The following is a 15094-nucleotide window of genomic DNA, read 5'->3' on the forward strand; positions in this document are numbered from 1 at the left end:
GGTTCCCGCCGCGATCGGTTGCCCGATGACAATCACGCCGCCGGGCCGACCGCCCGTGGACCGATCCCGATCACTTGATCTTCACGATCGAGGGACCCGCGAAGTACGGGTCTAGGTCCCGGTACTCAGCCGGTGAGACCCTGCCCCACCGGCCGGCAGGTCCCGGTTTCCGGTGACCGGTCCTGTACCGCGCCGCCTCCTCACCGGGGCATACGGAAACCGGTGGCAGGTCCGGGACGGAAGCCGGTGGCAGGTCCGGAGCGGAAACCGGCGGACGTTTGGCGACCCCGGCCAGGGGGACGCGGAAGTCTCTCGAGGTACGTGACGACAGCCCCGGAGGCGAACCGTGAGTCGACCCCGCACAGTGATCATCGGTGCCGGCTTCGCCGGGTACCGCACGGCCCGCACCCTGTCCCGGCTGGCCCGGGGCCGGGCCGACATCACCCTGCTGAACCCGACCGACTACTTCCTGTACCTGCCGCTGCTGCCCCAGGTCGCCGCCGGCATCCTGGAGCCGCGCCGGGTCACCGTCTCCCTCTCCGGGACGCTGCGGCAGGTACGGCTGGTGCTGGGCGAGGCCGACCGCATCGACCTCGACGCCCGGACCGTGCACTACACCGGCCCCGAGGGCGACGGCGGCAGCCTCTCCTACGACCGGCTGGTGCTGGCCGCCGGCAGTGTCAACAAGCTGTTGCCCATCCCGGGCGTGGCCGAGCACGCGCACGGCTTCCGAGGGCTGCCCGAGGCGTTGTACCTGCGTGATCACGTGACCCGGCAGGTGGAGCTCGCGACGGCCACCGACGACCCCGCGAGCAGCGCCGCCCGGTGCACCTTCGTGGTGGTCGGCGCCGGTTACACCGGAACCGAAGTCGCCGCGCACGGGAAGCTGTTCAGCGACGCGCAGGTCCACAAGCACCCCCTGCGGACGGGTATGCGGCCACGCTGGCTGCTGCTGGACATCGCCGACCGGGTCCTGCCCGAACTCGACGAGCGGCTCTCCCGCACCGCCGACCGGGTACTGCGCGAGCGGGGCGTGGACGTACGGATGGGGACCTCCGTCAAGGAGGCCACGCGCGAGGGGGTGCTGCTGACCGACGGGGAGTTCGTCGACACGCGGACGCTGGTGTGGTGCGTGGGAGTGCGGCCCGATCCGCTCGCCGAGTCGCTCGGGCTGCCCATGGAGCGCGGGCGGCTGCTGGTGGACCCGCAGTTGCGGGTGCCGGGACGGCCGGAGGTGTTCGCCTGCGGTGACGCGGCGGCGGTGCCCGATCCGGAGAAGCCCGGACAGTACACCCCGATGACCGCGCAGCACGCCTGGCGGCAGGGCAAGGTCTGCGCCCACAACGTCGCCGCCTCCCTCGGTGACGGCGAGCCCCGCGCCTACCGCCACCGCGACCTCGGCTTCTTGGTGGACCTGGGCGGCGTCAAGGCGGCGGCCAACCCGCTCGGCGTCAACCTGTCCGGTCCGGCGGCGGGCGCGGTCGCCCGCGGCTACCACCTCGCGGCGATGCCCGGCAATCGGGTGCGGGTCGCCGCCGACTGGCTGCTGGACGCCGTACTGCCGCGGCAGGCGGTGCAGTTGGGGCTCGTACGGTCCTGGTCGGTGCCGCTGGACACGGCGTCCCCGGAACTGGCCAGGGTGCCCTCCGGCCCGGGGCGGAAGAGGTCCGGTGGCGAGGCAACCGAGTCGGCGAAGCCGCAGCCGGCCGCCGAGCCCGCCAGGAAGCAGTCCGGTGGGGAACCGGCCGAGAGCCGGCCCGGTGGTGAGCCCGCGAAGAAGCGGCCCGGCCCCCGGCCGCCCACCGGCCCGCACCTCGCCCCCGGCCCCGTCAAGCGCACCGACAGCCCTGACAGCCCCGCCGATCCCGACCACCCCGTCGATCCCTTCGAAGGAGACTCATGAACACCGGTGAACTCGTCGAGCTCGGGCAGCAGCTGCGCGTGGACAGTGTCCGCGCCGCAGCCGCCGCCGGCTCCGGGCACCCCACGTCCTCGATGTCCGCAGCCGACCTGATGGCCGTCCTGCTGGCGCGCCACTTCCGCTACGACTTCGACCACCCGGACCACCGGGGCAACGACCGTTTCGTCCTCTCCAAGGGGCACGCCTCGCCCCTCCTGTACGCCGCGTTCAAGGCGGCCGGCGCCATCGACGACGAGGAACTCCTCACCTTCCGCAGGCTCGGCAGCCGCCTCGAAGGTCATCCCACCCCCCAGCGGCTGCCCTGGGTCGAGACGGCCACCGGGTCGCTCGGCCAAGGACTGCCGGTCGGCGTCGGCATCGCGCTGACCGGGAAGCGGTTCGACCGCTCCGGCTACCGGGTGTGGGTGATGTGCGGGGACAGCGAACTGGCCGAGGGCTCGGTGTGGGAGGCCGCCGAACACGCCGCGTACGAGAACCTCGACAACCTGACCGTCGTCGTGGACGTGAACCGGCTCGGACAGCGCGGCCCCACCCGGCACGGCCACGACCTCGACGCGTACGCCCGCCGCTTCGCGGCCTTCGGCTGGCACACCGTGGAGGTGGACGGGCACGACGTCGACGCCGTCGACCGGGCGTACGGGGAGGCTTCCTCCACCAAGGGGCAGCCGACCGTGATCCTCGCCCGCACCCTCAAGGGCAAGGGTGTCGAGGCGGTGCAGGACCGCGAGGGGATGCACGGCAAGCCGCTGCCGGAGGCCGACGAGGCGATCGCCGAACTCGGCGGCCTCCGCGACCTGCGCGTGAGGGTGCCGGAACCGCCCGCCGCCCGCGCGCTGCACGCCGTGCGCACCGGGCAGGCCGAACCGCCCCGGTGGGACAAGGGCGAGAAGGTGGCGACACGGAACGCCTTCGGTGAGGCGCTGGCCGCCCTCGGCACCGTGCGTGGCGATGTCGTGGCCCTGGACGGGGAGGTCGGCGACTCCACACGCGCGGAGTTCTTCGCCAAGGAGCATCCCGAACGCTACGTCGAGTGCTACATCGCCGAGCAGCAGATGGTGGCCACCGCGGTCGGGACGGCGACGCGCGGCTGGGTGCCCTACGCCGCCACCTTCGCCGCCTTCCTGACCCGCGCCCACGACTTCATCCGCATGGCGTCGGTCAGTGGTGCCGGCATCAACCTCGTCGGCTCGCACGCCGGGGTCGCCATCGGCGAGGACGGGCCCAGCCAGATGGGTCTCGAGGACCTGGCGATGATGCGGGCGGTGCACGGCTCGACGGTGCTCTACCCCTGTGACGCCAACCAGACCGCGCGTCTGGTCGCCGCGATGGCGGATCTCGACGGCATCCGGTACCTGCGCACCTCGCGCGGCGAGAGCCCCGTGATCTACGGTCCCGGCGAGGAGTTCCCCATCGGCGGCAGCAAGGTCCTGCGTTCCTCGGAACGGGACCGGCTGACGCTGCTGGCGGCGGGCGTCACGGTGCCCGAGGCTCTGGCCGCCGCGGACGCGCTGGCGGGGGAGGGCATCGCGGTACGGGTGATCGACCTGTACTCGGTCAAGCCCGTCGACCGGGACACCCTGCGCCGGGCCGCCGAGGAGACCGGCTGCCTGGTGACCGTGGAGGACCACCATCCGGAGGGCGGCCTCGGGGACGCGGTCCTCGACGCGTTCACCGACGGACGGCCCGTGCCGCGCCTGATACGGCTCGCCGTACGCGGCATGCCGGGTTCGGCCTCCCCCGAGGAGCAGCTGCACACCGCCGGTATCGACGCCGAGTCGATCGCGGCGGCCGGGCGGCTGCTGGTGGAGCAGGCGATCGTGCCGTGAGCGGCGAGGACGCCGCGCGGACCGTGCGGGCCGGGCGCCGTACCGTGCGGATCCACCGGCCGGGGAAGGTGCTCTTCCCCGGCGGCGGGGGCGTCCAGGAGTACACCAAGGGCGACCTCGTCGACTACCACCGGGCCGTCGCCCCCTTCATGCTGCCGCACCTGCGGGGCCGCCCGCTGATGCTGGAGCGGTGCCCGGACGGCATCGACGGGCCCACGTTCATGCAGAAGAACACCCCCGACGGCTACCCGGAGTGGATCACCCGGGTCGAGGTCGCCAAAGAGGGCGGCACGGTGTGTCATACCGTGTGCGACGACACGGCGACCCTGCTCTACCTCGTCGGCCAGGCGAGCATCACCCTGCACCGCTGGCTGTCCCGCGCGGCCCCGGCCCGCGGGATCGACCGTCCGGACCGGCTGGTCTTCGACCTCGATCCCTCGCGGGACGACTTCGAGACGGTCCGGGAGGCGGCCCGGCTGCTGGGGGAGCTGCTGGACGAGCTGAACCTGCCCTCGGCAGTGATGACCACGGGTTCCCGCGGGCTCCATGTGATCGTGCCGCTCACCGGTGACCACGACGTCGACGAGGCGCGTGCCTTCGCCCGCGAGGTCGCCGACACCCTCGCCGGCGCCCACCCCGACCGGCTCACCACCGCCGCACGCAAGAAGGATCGCGGCGACCGGCTCTACCTGGACGTGCAGCGCAACGCCTACGCGCAGACCGCGGTCGCGCCCTGCACCGTCCGTGCCCTGCCCGGCGCCCCCGTTGCGACCCCTCTCTCCCGGGACCAGCTGGACGACCCGGAGCTGCACGCCCGCCGCTGGACCGTCGCCGACGCCCTCGATCAGCTGCGTACCGACCCCTGGGTCAAGCTGCCGCGCCGGGGCCGTGCCCTGGGCCCGGCCCGCCGACGGCTGGACGCGCTGCGGGGCTGACCGTCCCGGCCGGACGACCAGGCACGGAGCACGGCCGTGGCAATCGGGTGAACCCCCAGAGGTTTGACGAACGGACATGCGGCCACACGAAGGAGGAGGTGCCCATGGCGAACGCAGGAAACACCGAAGACTCCAAGGGTTCACAGGAACCGCAGGATTCTCACGAATCCCGCAAGTCCACGGAAAACAGCAGAGCGAACAAGCGGCCGGGCCCGATGGAGGTGCTGCGCCAAGCGCGCGGCCAGCTCGCGGAGCTCACCGGCATGGAAGCCGAGTCCGTGTCGTCCTTCGAGCAGACGGAGGAGGGCTGGGCGCTGGAGGTCGAGGTCCTCGAGCTCGAGCGCGTGCCCGACACGATGAGCCTGATGGCGAGCTACCAGGTGGAACTCGATCCCGACGGCCAGCTCACCGGCTACCGGCGGGTCCGCCGCTACGAGCGAGGACGGGCCGACGCACGCAGGTCCGGCGGCCAGTAGGCCGCCCGCCCGGACCCGCTCCCACACTCACAGAAATGGAGGAACAGTCGGCATGACAGTCGTACCGGCACAACAATCCGGCGGTGGAGGCGGCAGCAGCGGCCTCTACGACGTGCTTGAGCTCGTCCTGGACAGGGGGCTCGTCATCGACGCATTCGTGCGCGTCTCCCTGGTCGGCATCGAGATCCTCAAGATCGACGTGCGTGTCGTCGTCGCCAGCGTCGACACCTACCTGCGCTTCGCCGAGGCGTGCAACCGGCTCGACCTGGAAGCCGGGCCCCGCAAGGCCCCGGGCCTGCCCGACCTGGTGGGTGAGATGACCGAGTCCGGCGCCCGCGGCAAGTCCAAGGGCGCGCTGTCCGGCGCCGCCGAGACCATCTCCGACGCCTTCCAGCAGGCGCGCGGCGAAAGCGCCGAGCGGGAGACCGGGTCTCGTCCGCGGGCCCGCAAGAGCACCTCGTCACGCCGGAGGGAGGAGCAGGAATGAGCACGTACGTCTACGGCATCATCGCGAGTACGCACCCCGCCGTTCCCGAACACCTGAGCGGCGTGGGCGAGGGACCGCTGCGCGTCCTGAAGGCAGGCGACCTGGCGGCCGTCGTCAGTGACGCCCCCGAGGGACTGCGCCCCAAGCGCAGGGAACTGCTCGCCCACCAGAGCGTGCTCGGCGAGGTCGGTGCGGAGGGCTGTGTGCTGCCGATGCGGTTCGGCAGCGTCGCCCCCGACGACGACTCCGTCACCGACGTCCTCGCCGAACGCGCCGAGCACTACAAGGAGCGCCTGCGAGCACTGGACGGCCGGGTCGAGTACAACGTCAAGGCCAATCATGTCGAGGAAGCCGTCCTGCATCACGTGATGGCCGGCAATCCGGAGGTCCGCGCCCTCGCGGAAGCCAACCGGCAGTCCGGTGGCGGAAGTTACGACGACAAGATCCGTCTCGGCGAGATGGTCGCCGGTGCGGTCAGGGCTCAGGAGGCCGAGGACGGCGTCGCCGTGCAGCGCGCCCTGGAACCGGCGGCCGACGCCGTGAGCGTGGGCCCCGAGTCCACGGGCTGGCTCGCCAACGTCTCCTTCCTGGTGGAGCGCGATGCGGCCGCGAACTTCATGGCCGCCGTGGACCGGGTGCGCGAGGACATGCCACACCTGGAGGTGCGGCTCAACGGTCCGCTGCCGCCGTACAGCTTCGTGGAACCCGGTCCGGCCGAACCGGCGGGCACCACGGTCGGCGGGGCGGGCGCCGGAGCGGGGTGACGTCATGGGTCTGATCTCGGAGGTACTGCTGCTGCCGTTCGCCCCCGTGCGCGGTAGCGGCTGGGCCATCCAACAGGTGCTTCGCGAGGCGGAACGCATCTACTACGACCCCGCCACGATCCGTACCGAACTGGCTCGGCTCGAGGAGCAACTGGAGGCCGGAGAGATCACCGAGGAGGAGTTCGACCAGCAGGAGGACGTACTCCTCGACCGGTTGGAGACCGCAATGGGCACCGGCACCACAGGGGACGGGACGACACCACAATGAACCGAACGGCACTTGGCCTCGCGATAGGGGCCGGATACTTTCTCGGACGGACGAAGAAACTGAAGATGGCGGTCGCCGTCGGCAGCCTGGTGGCGGGCAAGAAGCTGAACCTCAGCCCGCGGATGATCGGGGACCTGGTGTCCACGCAGCTGCGGAACAACCCGCAGTTCAAGGAGTTGGGGGACCAGCTGCGCGGGGATCTGCGCGGCGCCGGCAAGGCGGCCTCCGGGGCCCTCGTGGAGCGGCAGCTCGACACCCTCGCCGGCAAGCTGCACGGCCGTACCGCCGAGATGCGCGACCGGCTGACCGGTGCGGGCGGCCGGCCGGACCGTGAGGCGGAGGACGCCGAGTACGACGAGGACGCCGAGTACGACGAACCGGACGGGGAGGAGCCGGAACCGCCCCCCGAGCGGCCCTCGAAGAGGGCCCCGTCGAAGGAGGCGGCCAAGAAGGCCCTGGCGAAGAAGACTCCTGCCAAGAAGGCGCCCGCGAAGAAGGCGCCGGCGGGGAAGACGGCTCCGGCGAAGAAGGCCGCGCTCAAGAAGACGGCCGCGGTCAAGAAGACGGCCGGCGAGAAGACCACGGCCGCGCGGACGGCCTCGTCCCGGGGCACCCGCTCCCGCACGTCGAAGGGAGGTGGTGAGTGATGGCCGGGACACTCGGATCGGCCACTTCCGCCGTGCGCGAGGGGACGACGAAGAACCCGCTCGCCGACGTGGCCCACAGCGAGGCCGCCGACCGCCTCAAGGCGGAACTGCAGGACTACCTCGCGGCCCAGGCCACCCGCATGCTGACCGGTGTCGGCCGCAAACTCGGCGAGACGACCGGCAAACTCACCGACATCGCCGAGGGCAACAGCCCCGGGTTCGCCAAGCTGGCACTCGACGGCGGTCGCAAACTCGCCGAGGGCAAGAGCCCTCTGCGCAGCGCCGTCGAACTGGGCGCCTCGCGCATCAAGGACAACGTGAAGGGCGCCTTCAAGGGCCTGATGGGTGGCAAGGGCAAGGGCAAGCGCTCGGCGGGGAAGAAGCCCACCGTCATCATCGAGCACATCGACGTCGGTGTCCCGCTGCGCACCGCCTACGACCAGTGGACCCAGTACCAGGACTTCAGCACCTTCGCGAAGGGCGTCAAGAGCGCCGGCAAGGGCGACGACACCACCTCGGACTGGCAGCTGAAGGTCTTCTGGTCCAACCGCAGCTGGAAGGCGAAGACCACCGAGCAGCTCCCCGACTACCGCATCGTCTGGTCCTCCGAGGGCGCCAAGGGCACCACGAAGGGCGTCGTCTCCTTCCACCGGCTCGCCGACAACCTCACCCGGGTCCTCCTGGTCATCGAGTACTACCCCGCGGGCCTGTTCGAGAAGACCGGCAACATCTGGCGGGCCCAGGGCCGCCGGGCCCGGCTCGACCTGAAGAACTTCGCCCGCTTCATCACGTTCAAGGGCGAGGCCGAGGACGGCTGGCGCGGCGAGATCCAGGACGGGGAAGTGGTCCGCAGCCACGAGGACGCCGTCGCCGAGGAGGAGGACGAAGCCTCGCGCGACGAGGACGAGGCGGCCGGCGAAGGCGAGGCGGACGAGGAGCTGGAGGACGGAGAGGAGGAGCCGGAGGACGGCGAGGAGGAGCCGGAGGCCGAGTACGAGGACGACACGTACGAGGAGGCGGACGAAGCCGCGGAGGACGGAGAGCCGGCGGAGGACGCCTACGAGGACGAGGACGAGGAACCGGCGGAGGACGCCTACGAGGACGAGGAGGAGGAAGGCGAGCCCGAGTACGAGCCCGAGTATGCCGAGGGCGGTAGCCGACGATGACAACGCCCGGCCGCCTCCCTGAGCCGTATGGCCAGGGAGGCGGCGCCAACCTTGCCGACATCCTTGAGCGGGTGCTCGACAAGGGCATCGTCATCGCGGGCGACATCCGCATCAACCTGCTCGACATCGAACTGCTCACCATCAAGCTGCGGCTCGTCGTCGCCTCCGTCGACAAGGCGAAGGAGATGGGGATCGACTGGTGGGAGACGGACCCGGCGCTGTCCTCACGTGCACGTCGCTCCGAACTGGCCAAGGAGAACGCCGAGTTGCGTGAGCGGCTGGCCGAACTGGAGGGCGACCGTCCACTGGAGGCCGACCGCCGGAAGGAGGCCGACCGTTCCCTGGAGACCGGCCGTCAGCAGGAGACCGGTCATCAGCAGGAGATCGACCGTCCACAGAAGGAGGCCCCGTGACCGGACTGCGCTACGTCTACGCCGTCTGCCGGCCCTTCGGCACTCCGCTCCAGGCCCAGCTGGCGGGTGTGGCGGGTGATCCGCCCCGGCTGCTGACCCACCACGACCTGGTGGCCGTCGTCAGCCATGTGCCGGAGGCGGACTTCGCCGAGGAGCCCCTCCGCGAGCATCTGGAGGACCTCGACTGGCTGACCACGGTCGCCCGCGCACACCAGGGCGTCATCGACGCGCTCACCACCGTCACGACGCCGCTGCCGCTGCGGCTCGGCACCGTGTTCCGCGACGACAGCGGCGTACGGACGATGATGGAGGCGCACGAGGAGGGCTTCCTGCGGACGCTGGACCGGTTGGACGGCCGGGTCGAATGGGGCGTGAAGGTCTTCGTCGAGGCGGAGCCGGCGCCGGACACCGCCGCCGCACCGCCCCCGCGCAAGCCCGTGTCGGGCCGGGACTACCTGCGCCAACGGCGCATGGAGACGAAATCGCACGACGACCTGTGGCAGCGGGCCGAGACCTTCTCGACCCGACTGCACGAGACGCTTTCCGGCTGCGCCGAGGATTCCCGGTTGCACGCGCCGCAGAATCCCACGCTCTCCGGCGCCTCGGGGCGCAATGTGCTGAATGCGGCCTATCTCGTACCGCGGGCGGAATCCGAGAAATTCGTGGAAACGGTGGAACGGACAAGGGACGGGGAGCCCGGAATACGTGTAGAACTCACCGGCCCCTGGGCGGCCTATTCGTTCGCCGGGGACGAAACGGTGGCGGGGGAGGGGGCATGACCGTCGTCGAACGCCGTGAGATAGCCCTGGTGGATCTGCTCGACCGGCTTCTGGCCGGTGGCGTCGTCATCACCGGCGACCTCACGCTGCGCATCGCGGACGTCGACCTGGTCCGTATCGATCTCAACGCGCTCATCAGCTCGGTGAACGCGAATGTCCCGTCGCCCTTCGAGGAGTTGCGTTGACGGCCTCACCGGACGACCATCACGCCGAGCCGCACGGAGGCCGGCACGACCGGAGCGGCCGGGGTGACCGGCGCAACCGGCTCGACCTGGATCCGGACACGGTCGAACGCGACCTGGTCAAGCTGGTGCTCACCGTCGTGGAACTGCTGCGCCAGCTCATGGAGCGTCAGGCGCTGCGCCGCTTCGACGAGGGAGACCTGACGGAGGAGCAGGAGGAGCGCATCGGGCTCACCCTGATGCTGCTCGGAGACCGGATGGCGGAACTGCGGGACCGCTACGGACTGCGGCCCGAGGACCTGAACCTGGACCTCGGACCGCTCGGACCGCTGCTGCCGCGGGACTGAGTCGCCGAGGGCCTGGCACCGGGAAGATCCCGGTACCAGGCCCTCGGCGCGACGTCGTCCGTCACGCGCCGACTGTCACCTCACCACCTGTACCAGCGGCCCCTGCCTCCGCCCGCCGTTGTGCTGCGCATGAGGAATCCCAGCAGCCATACGACGAGAACCGCCAAGGCGATCCACCAGAGCACCTTCACCGCGAAACCGGCGCCGAAAAGGATCAGGGCCAGAAGCAGAACGAGCAGAATGGGAACCATAATGTCAACCTCCTGCCTTTCTGATTGCCCGGAATTCGCGTTTCAGGCCTCCTTGCGGCACAGAATTTCTCCGTGCAGCACACTGAACCAACTGTCGTCCCGCGCGCCCCATTCCCGCCACGCCCGTGCCGCCGCCCGCAGCTGCCCGCCGGTGGCGTGGCCCTGCTCGGTGGCCCGCTCGGCGTAGGCCGACGCCACCGTGCGGTCCGCCCACAGGCCGCTCCACCAGGCGCGCTCCTCGTCGGTCGAGAAGGTCCAGGTGTCCGAGCCGGCGGTGACGTCCGTGAGCCCCGCGGCCAGCGCCCAGGACTTCAGCCGCCGTCCGGCATCCGGTTCGCCGCCGTTGGCCCGCGCCACCCGCCGGTACAGCTCCAGCCAGTCGTCCATGCCCCGGGACGAGGGATACCAGGTCATCGCCGCGTAGTCCGCGTCACGGACGGCGATGTACCCGCCCGGCCTGGTCACCCGTCTCATCTCGCGCAGTGCCCGCACCGGATCCCCCACGTGCTGGAGCACCTGGTGGGCATGGACCACGCAGAACGTGTCGTCCGGGAAATCCAGCGCGTGCACGTCGCCCACCGTGAAGGCGGTGTTCGCCAGACCTCGCTCGGCCGCCGTGGCGCGGGCCTGCTCCAGGACGCCCGGCGCCCGGTCGAGACCGGTGACGTGCCCGTCGGGGACGAGCGACGCCAGGTCCGCGGTGATGGTGCCGGGCCCGCATCCGATGTCCAGGATCCGCATGTCGGGCCGCAGCACCCCGAGGAGGTAAGCGGCCGAGTTGGCCGCGGTCCGCCAGACGTGCGACCGCAGCACCGACTCGTGATGCCCGTGGGTGTAGACAGCGGTTTCTCGTGGTGCCGGCATGGTGAACCCGTCCCCTCTCGTCGCGTACGCCTCGTCCGAATGACCGTCACCGTACGCGTCCGGCCGCATGCTGAGACCATTGTTTCGCATAATGGACAGCGGGGTGTGTGGGGGACATCGCCGGGCCCGAGGGGCAAAACGGTTTGCCACCTGCGCCGACGCCCCGGACAATCGCTTCCCATGGGTCACCTCGAAGCCGCGTATCTGGAGTACTTCCTTCCCGACGGGAGGGCACTCCTGGGCGACGTGTCCTTCCGGGTGGGAGAAGGGGCCGTCATGGCCCTGGTCGGACCCAACGGCGCGGGCAAGACGACCCTCCTGCGCCTCCTCTCCGGCGAGCTGAAGCCGCACGGCGGATCGGTCACGGTCACCGGCGGCCTCGGCGTCATGCGCCAGTTCGTGGGCTCCGTACGGGACGAGACGACCGTGCGCGACCTCCTCGTCTCCGTCGCCACGCCCCGGATCCGCGAAGCGGCCCACGCCGTGGACAAGGCCGAGCACACCCTCCTCACCGTCGACGACGAGGCCGCCCAGCTGGGGTACGCGCAGGCCCTCGCCGACTGGGCGGAGGCACACGGCTACGAGGCGGAGACCCTGTGGGACATGTGCACGACGGCCGCGCTCGGCGTCCCCTACGACAAGGCGCAGTGGCGCCAGGTGCGCACCCTCTCCGGTGGCGAGCAGAAACGTCTGGTGCTCGAGGCGCTCCTGCGCGGCACCGACGAGGTCCTGCTCCTCGACGAGCCCGACAACTACCTCGACGTGCCCGGCAAGCGCTGGCTGGAGGAGCGGCTCGAACAGACGCGCAAGACCGTGCTGTTCGTGTCCCACGACCGGGAACTGCTCGCCCGCGCGGCCCAGCGCATCGTCTCCCTCGAACCGGGCCCCGCCGGCGCCGACGCCTGGGTGCACGGCGGCGGCTTCGCCACGTACCACGAGGCCCGCCGTGAACGATTCGCCCGTTTCGAGGAGTTGCGCAGGCGGTGGGACGAGAAGCACGCCCAGCTGAAGAAGCTCGTGCTGAACCTCCGTCAGGCCGCCTCCGTCAGCCATGACATGGCGTCCCGGTACCAGGCGGCGCAGACTCGGCTGCGCAAGTTCGAGGAGGCCGGCCCGCCGCCGGAGCCGCCGCGCGAGCAGGACATCAGGATGCGGCTCAAGGGCGGCCGGACCGGGGTCCGCGCGGTCACCTGCGAGCAGCTCGAACTCACCGGCCTGATGAAACCCTTCGACCTGGAAGTCTTCTACGGCGAACGGGTCGCCGTACTGGGCTCCAACGGCTCCGGCAAGTCGCACTTCCTGCGCCTGCTCGCCGGGGACGACGTGAGCCACACCGGCGGCTGGCGGCTCGGCGCCCGGGTCGTCCCCGGACACTTCGCACAGACGCACGCGCACCCCGAACTGGAGGGCCGCACCCTTCTGGACATCCTGTGGAAGGAGCACGCCCAGGACCGGGGCGCCGCCATGTCCCGGTTGCGCCGCTACGAACTGACCGGCCAGGCCGAGCAGACCTTCGAGCGGCTCTCCGGCGGCCAGCAGGCCAGGTTCCAGATCCTGCTGCTCGAGCTCCAGGGTGTCACCGCGCTGCTGCTCGACGAGCCGACGGACAACCTGGACCTGGAGTCGGCGGAGGCGCTCCAGGAGGGCCTGGAGGCATTCGAGGGCACGGTGCTGGCCGTCACGCACGATCGCTGGTTCGCCCGCTCCTTCGACCGCTACCTGGTCTTCGGCAGCGACGGCAGGGTCCGGGAGACCCCCGAACCGGTGTGGGACGAGCGCAGGGTGGAACGGGCCCGGTAGCCGGAGTGGGCCCGGTAGCCGGAGTGGGTCCGGTCGGCGGAACGGGCCCGGTGCCCGGGATGTTCGTAGAGTGGACGCAGGGACGCGGGGACCCGTGGCCTTCCCGGGCGGGTACCCGGACCGCAGGACGCACACGACGAGCGGGGCACACGATGACCGGAGTCGAGCCGAACCGCCTGGACGACCAGCAGCTCATGAAGGAACTGGAAACCATCCACCGCACGCGCCACGACACCCTGCTGTACGCCTCCAACGACGCGCTGCGGGCCCACAACGAGCGCATGGCTCAGCTGGAGGGCGAGTACCTGCGCCGCAACCCCCGCCGCTTGGTGGCGGCGGGCCGCACCCGCGAAGGGGCCCGGGAACGGAGCGGCACGGACACGGCGACCCCCACGGCCCCGGGCGCCTGACGGCCGCCGTCCCGGACCTGCGACGGCCGCCGAGCCGGGTAGCCGGCCGCCGAGCCGACGGCCGGCTTTGCCTCAGGCCGCCTTCGACTCCGTGGCGAAGACGTCGAGGTACGTCTCGCAGAACGCCCCGAGGTCGTCCGGCTTGCGGCTGGTGACCAGCTTGGCGGGGCCGTGGTCGCAGACCTTCACCTGCTCGTCGACCCAGGTGGCACCGGCGTTGCGGAGGTCGGTCCGGAGGCTGGGCCAGCTGGTCAGCTCCCGGCCGCGGACCACGTCCGCCTCGACGAGGACCCAGGGCGCGTGGCAGATCGCGGCGACCGGCCGGCCCTGCTGGAAGAAGTCCCGCACGAACGCGACGGCCGCCTCGTCCGTGCGCAGGAAGTCCGGGTTCGCCACCCCGCCCGGCAGCACCAGCCCGCCGAAGGCGTCGGCAGTCGTGTCGCCGACCACCTCCTGCACGGGGAAGGTGTCGGCCTTGTCGAGATGGTCGAACGCCTGGATCTTGCCGGGCTGCGTCGACACGAGCACGGGTTCGTGGCCGGCGCCCACGGCCGCCTGCCACGGCTCGGTCAGTTCGACCTGCTCGACGCCTTCGGGCGCGACGAGGAATGCGATGCGCATGAGGTGATCCGTCCTTTCGTGCACGTCGTTCGTGCGGTCATGCGGTGGCGCAGGGGGAACCGGCGGGCTCCTACGCGTTCTCCGTCTCCCGGGACCGCGTCAGCGCCTCGGCCAGTTCCTGCACGCTGTTGTAGTGGGCCCGCCGGGGCAGGCGTTCCAGCGCTTCGACGAGCGTGTCCGGAGCGTGCTGCCGGCTCAGGGTGCGCATCAGCTCGCGCGGACCCGCGGGGAACGCCCCGCGGCCCAGGATTTTGGCCAGCTCCAGTCGCACCGACTCCAGCGACGTCGGCGCGCGCCCCGGCGTCACCGGGCCGTGTGCCACCTCCGGGTCGTCCTCGGCGAACGGCTCCGGATCGTTCCACTCCTCGGTCCGGGTGGGGCGTCCCGGCCTCAGCAGGCCCTGCAGTTCGTGCTTCATCTCGTCGTCGCGATGGGCACTCAGGCGGTCACTGCCTCGCTGCATGTTTCCCTCCAGATGGTTCCGGATCCGCACCGCGTACCCGGAGGGCGGAGACCGACACGGGGTTCGCGGGGCGGATTGTCACCACCTCCGGCAGCGGGCCCGTGCACCGCCGGTTTGCGTCGGGGAGGGCGGGAGACCCGGTGCACTCACCCCCCGTACGTGCCTCTACGTGCTTCTTGGGAAGGGACCGCCATGGCGGTGCTCGCAGTGCTCATCCCGCCGCTCATGCTCGGCGTACTGCTGATGCTGGGCCGTTACGAGGAACTTCTGCTGCCCGGCGTGCGTGAGCACGCCCCCGACGGCGTCCCCGCACCGCAGGACGTGGATCCCCGGGCCGGTGCCGCGGCCGCCGCGCACACCGGCCGGACGGATCCGGGCGGGTTTCCCGGCAGCCCTTGATCCACCGGACGGGCGGCCGCGCGCACCGGCTTCACCCGCTCGGGCGTGCCCGTCCCGCAAATGGTGTCCGGCCGC

At 71.3% G+C, this 15094-nt stretch carries 19 protein-coding genes and 1 pseudogene; 16 read left to right on the forward strand and 4 right to left on the reverse strand.

Features of this window, described 5'->3' with window-relative positions; all coding sequences use genetic code 11:
* Nucleotides 1-364 precede the first annotated feature (364 nt).
* The 13 genes from ACFP2V_RS19700 (at nucleotide 365) to ACFP2V_RS19760 (ending at nucleotide 10211) form a co-directional block, all read left to right on the forward strand.
* Entirely contained in the window at nucleotides 365-1903 is a 1539-nt protein-coding gene (locus tag ACFP2V_RS19700) for an NAD(P)/FAD-dependent oxidoreductase (RefSeq protein ID WP_381214054.1), read from the forward strand.
* Nucleotides 1900-3747 carry a transketolase gene (locus ACFP2V_RS19705; RefSeq protein WP_381213811.1) on the forward strand — a complete coding sequence of 616 codons (1848 nt, stop codon included), beginning with the start codon at nucleotides 1900-1902 and terminating at the stop codon, nucleotides 3745-3747. The genes ACFP2V_RS19700 and ACFP2V_RS19705 overlap by 4 nt, the downstream gene beginning before the upstream one ends.
* On the forward strand, nucleotides 3744-4682 hold the full coding sequence (ligD, locus tag ACFP2V_RS19710) for a non-homologous end-joining DNA ligase (protein ID WP_381213814.1): 939 nt from the start codon (nucleotides 3744-3746) through the stop codon (nucleotides 4680-4682). The genes ACFP2V_RS19705 and ligD overlap by 4 nt, the downstream gene beginning before the upstream one ends.
* Nucleotides 4683-4786: 104 nt before the next feature.
* A complete protein-coding gene (locus ACFP2V_RS19715) occupies nucleotides 4787-5158 on the forward strand; it encodes a gas vesicle protein GvpO (RefSeq protein WP_381213817.1) in 372 nt (123 codons plus the stop codon).
* 52 nt (nucleotides 5159-5210) lie between these two features.
* The gene (locus ACFP2V_RS19720; RefSeq protein WP_381213820.1) at nucleotides 5211-5645 is read left to right on the forward strand and encodes a gas vesicle structural protein GvpA; all 435 of its coding nucleotides are present in this window, start codon (nucleotides 5211-5213) and stop codon (nucleotides 5643-5645) included.
* Nucleotides 5642-6409, forward strand: a complete 768-nt coding sequence (locus ACFP2V_RS19725; RefSeq protein ID WP_381213822.1) for a GvpL/GvpF family gas vesicle protein — start codon at nucleotides 5642-5644, stop codon at nucleotides 6407-6409. Before ACFP2V_RS19720 ends, ACFP2V_RS19725 begins: the two co-directional genes overlap by 4 nt.
* 4 nt (nucleotides 6410-6413) lie before the next feature.
* Complete coding sequence (locus ACFP2V_RS19730; protein ID WP_381213825.1) at nucleotides 6414-6677, forward strand: gas vesicle protein GvpG; 264 nt, start codon at nucleotides 6414-6416, stop codon at nucleotides 6675-6677.
* On the forward strand, nucleotides 6674-7324 hold the full coding sequence (locus tag ACFP2V_RS19735) for a DNA primase (RefSeq protein ID WP_381213828.1): 651 nt from the start codon (nucleotides 6674-6676) through the stop codon (nucleotides 7322-7324). Before ACFP2V_RS19730 ends, ACFP2V_RS19735 begins: the two co-directional genes overlap by 4 nt.
* Nucleotides 7324-8490, forward strand: a complete 1167-nt coding sequence (locus ACFP2V_RS19740; protein ID WP_381213831.1) for an SRPBCC family protein — start codon at nucleotides 7324-7326, stop codon at nucleotides 8488-8490. Before ACFP2V_RS19735 ends, ACFP2V_RS19740 begins: the two co-directional genes overlap by 1 nt.
* Nucleotides 8487-8903, forward strand: a complete 417-nt coding sequence (locus ACFP2V_RS19745) for a gas vesicle protein (RefSeq protein ID WP_381213834.1) — start codon at nucleotides 8487-8489, stop codon at nucleotides 8901-8903. Before ACFP2V_RS19740 ends, ACFP2V_RS19745 begins: the two co-directional genes overlap by 4 nt.
* Nucleotides 8900-9682: a GvpL/GvpF family gas vesicle protein gene (locus tag ACFP2V_RS19750; protein WP_381213837.1), complete on the forward strand. Its 783-nt coding sequence runs from the start codon at nucleotides 8900-8902 to the stop codon at nucleotides 9680-9682. The genes ACFP2V_RS19745 and ACFP2V_RS19750 overlap by 4 nt, the downstream gene beginning before the upstream one ends.
* Nucleotides 9679-9867 (forward strand): gas vesicle protein, encoded by a 189-nt coding sequence (locus ACFP2V_RS19755; protein WP_055597259.1) that lies wholly within the window; start codon nucleotides 9679-9681, stop codon nucleotides 9865-9867. Before ACFP2V_RS19750 ends, ACFP2V_RS19755 begins: the two co-directional genes overlap by 4 nt.
* On the forward strand, nucleotides 9864-10211 hold the full coding sequence (locus ACFP2V_RS19760; protein ID WP_381213840.1) for a gas vesicle protein K: 348 nt from the start codon (nucleotides 9864-9866) through the stop codon (nucleotides 10209-10211). Before ACFP2V_RS19755 ends, ACFP2V_RS19760 begins: the two co-directional genes overlap by 4 nt.
* Before the next feature lie 80 nt (nucleotides 10212-10291).
* On the opposite strand, the gene ACFP2V_RS19765 is transcribed toward ACFP2V_RS19760, so the two are convergent.
* Together ACFP2V_RS19765 and ACFP2V_RS19770 are read right to left on the reverse strand one after the other, a co-directional pair.
* Complete coding sequence (locus ACFP2V_RS19765; protein ID WP_381213844.1) at nucleotides 10292-10462, reverse strand: hydrophobic protein; 171 nt, start codon at nucleotides 10460-10462, stop codon at nucleotides 10292-10294.
* A gap of 42 nt (nucleotides 10463-10504) precedes the next feature.
* The gene (locus ACFP2V_RS19770; RefSeq protein WP_381214057.1) at nucleotides 10505-11326 is read right to left on the reverse strand and encodes a methyltransferase domain-containing protein; all 822 of its coding nucleotides are present in this window, start codon (nucleotides 11324-11326) and stop codon (nucleotides 10505-10507) included.
* Nucleotides 11327-11506: 180 nt separating this feature from the next.
* Between ACFP2V_RS19770 and ACFP2V_RS19775 the strand changes: the two genes are divergently transcribed.
* Nucleotides 11507-13126, forward strand: coding sequence for an ABC-F family ATP-binding cassette domain-containing protein (locus tag ACFP2V_RS19775; RefSeq protein ID WP_381213847.1), 1620 nt, complete (start codon nucleotides 11507-11509; stop codon nucleotides 13124-13126).
* A gap of 126 nt (nucleotides 13127-13252) precedes the next feature.
* Nucleotides 13253-13536, forward strand: a pseudogene (locus ACFP2V_RS19780) (DUF6158 family protein); the annotation flags it as partial.
* 72 nt (nucleotides 13537-13608) lie between these two features.
* On the opposite strand, the gene ACFP2V_RS19785 reads toward ACFP2V_RS19780, so the two are convergent.
* The gene (locus tag ACFP2V_RS19785) at nucleotides 13609-14157 is read right to left on the reverse strand and encodes a type 1 glutamine amidotransferase domain-containing protein (RefSeq protein ID WP_381213849.1); all 549 of its coding nucleotides are present in this window, start codon (nucleotides 14155-14157) and stop codon (nucleotides 13609-13611) included.
* A 70-nt stretch (nucleotides 14158-14227) separates the two neighbouring features.
* Nucleotides 14228-14620 (reverse strand): DUF2795 domain-containing protein, encoded by a 393-nt coding sequence (locus ACFP2V_RS19790; protein ID WP_381213852.1) that lies wholly within the window; start codon nucleotides 14618-14620, stop codon nucleotides 14228-14230.
* Between the two features lie 192 nt (nucleotides 14621-14812).
* Here ACFP2V_RS19790 and ACFP2V_RS19795 point away from each other — a divergent pair, with 192 nt between their 5' ends.
* Nucleotides 14813-15019 (forward strand): hypothetical protein, encoded by a 207-nt coding sequence (locus tag ACFP2V_RS19795; RefSeq protein WP_381213855.1) that lies wholly within the window; start codon nucleotides 14813-14815, stop codon nucleotides 15017-15019.
* The last annotated feature ends 75 nt before the right edge of the window (nucleotides 15020-15094 follow it).

The sequence above is a fragment of the Streptomyces incanus genome (assembly GCF_042656345.1).
GTDB lineage: Bacteria > Actinomycetota > Actinomycetes > Streptomycetales > Streptomycetaceae > Streptomyces > Streptomyces incanus.

What these genes read in the sequence shown, in the direction of transcription:
- ACFP2V_RS19740 (WP_381213831.1), top strand. Translation starts at nt 7,324, where the DNA reads ATGGCCGGGACACTCGGATCGGCCACTTCCGCCGTGCGCGAGGGGACG.
- ACFP2V_RS19715 (WP_381213817.1), top strand. Translation starts at nt 4,787, where the DNA reads ATGGCGAACGCAGGAAACACCGAAGACTCCAAGGGTTCACAGGAACCG.
- ACFP2V_RS19725 (WP_381213822.1), top strand. Translation starts at nt 5,642, where the DNA reads ATGAGCACGTACGTCTACGGCATCATCGCGAGTACGCACCCCGCCGTT.
- ACFP2V_RS19770 (WP_381214057.1), bottom strand. Translation starts at nt 11,326, where the DNA reads ATGCCGGCACCACGAGAAACCGCTGTCTACACCCACGGGCATCACGAG.
- ACFP2V_RS19745 (WP_381213834.1), top strand. Translation starts at nt 8,487, where the DNA reads ATGACAACGCCCGGCCGCCTCCCTGAGCCGTATGGCCAGGGAGGCGGC.
- ACFP2V_RS19735 (WP_381213828.1), top strand. Translation starts at nt 6,674, where the DNA reads ATGAACCGAACGGCACTTGGCCTCGCGATAGGGGCCGGATACTTTCTC.
- ACFP2V_RS19795 (WP_381213855.1), top strand. Translation starts at nt 14,813, where the DNA reads ATGGCGGTGCTCGCAGTGCTCATCCCGCCGCTCATGCTCGGCGTACTG.
- ACFP2V_RS19785 (WP_381213849.1), bottom strand. Translation starts at nt 14,157, where the DNA reads ATGCGCATCGCATTCCTCGTCGCGCCCGAAGGCGTCGAGCAGGTCGAA.
- ACFP2V_RS19790 (WP_381213852.1), bottom strand. Translation starts at nt 14,620, where the DNA reads ATGCAGCGAGGCAGTGACCGCCTGAGTGCCCATCGCGACGACGAGATG.
- ACFP2V_RS19720 (WP_381213820.1), top strand. Translation starts at nt 5,211, where the DNA reads ATGACAGTCGTACCGGCACAACAATCCGGCGGTGGAGGCGGCAGCAGC.
- ACFP2V_RS19775 (WP_381213847.1), top strand. Translation starts at nt 11,507, where the DNA reads ATGGGTCACCTCGAAGCCGCGTATCTGGAGTACTTCCTTCCCGACGGG.
- ACFP2V_RS19765 (WP_381213844.1), bottom strand. Translation starts at nt 10,462, where the DNA reads ATGGTTCCCATTCTGCTCGTTCTGCTTCTGGCCCTGATCCTTTTCGGC.
- ACFP2V_RS19730 (WP_381213825.1), top strand. Translation starts at nt 6,414, where the DNA reads ATGGGTCTGATCTCGGAGGTACTGCTGCTGCCGTTCGCCCCCGTGCGC.
- ACFP2V_RS19755 (WP_055597259.1), top strand. Translation starts at nt 9,679, where the DNA reads ATGACCGTCGTCGAACGCCGTGAGATAGCCCTGGTGGATCTGCTCGAC.
- ACFP2V_RS19705 (WP_381213811.1), top strand. Translation starts at nt 1,900, where the DNA reads ATGAACACCGGTGAACTCGTCGAGCTCGGGCAGCAGCTGCGCGTGGAC.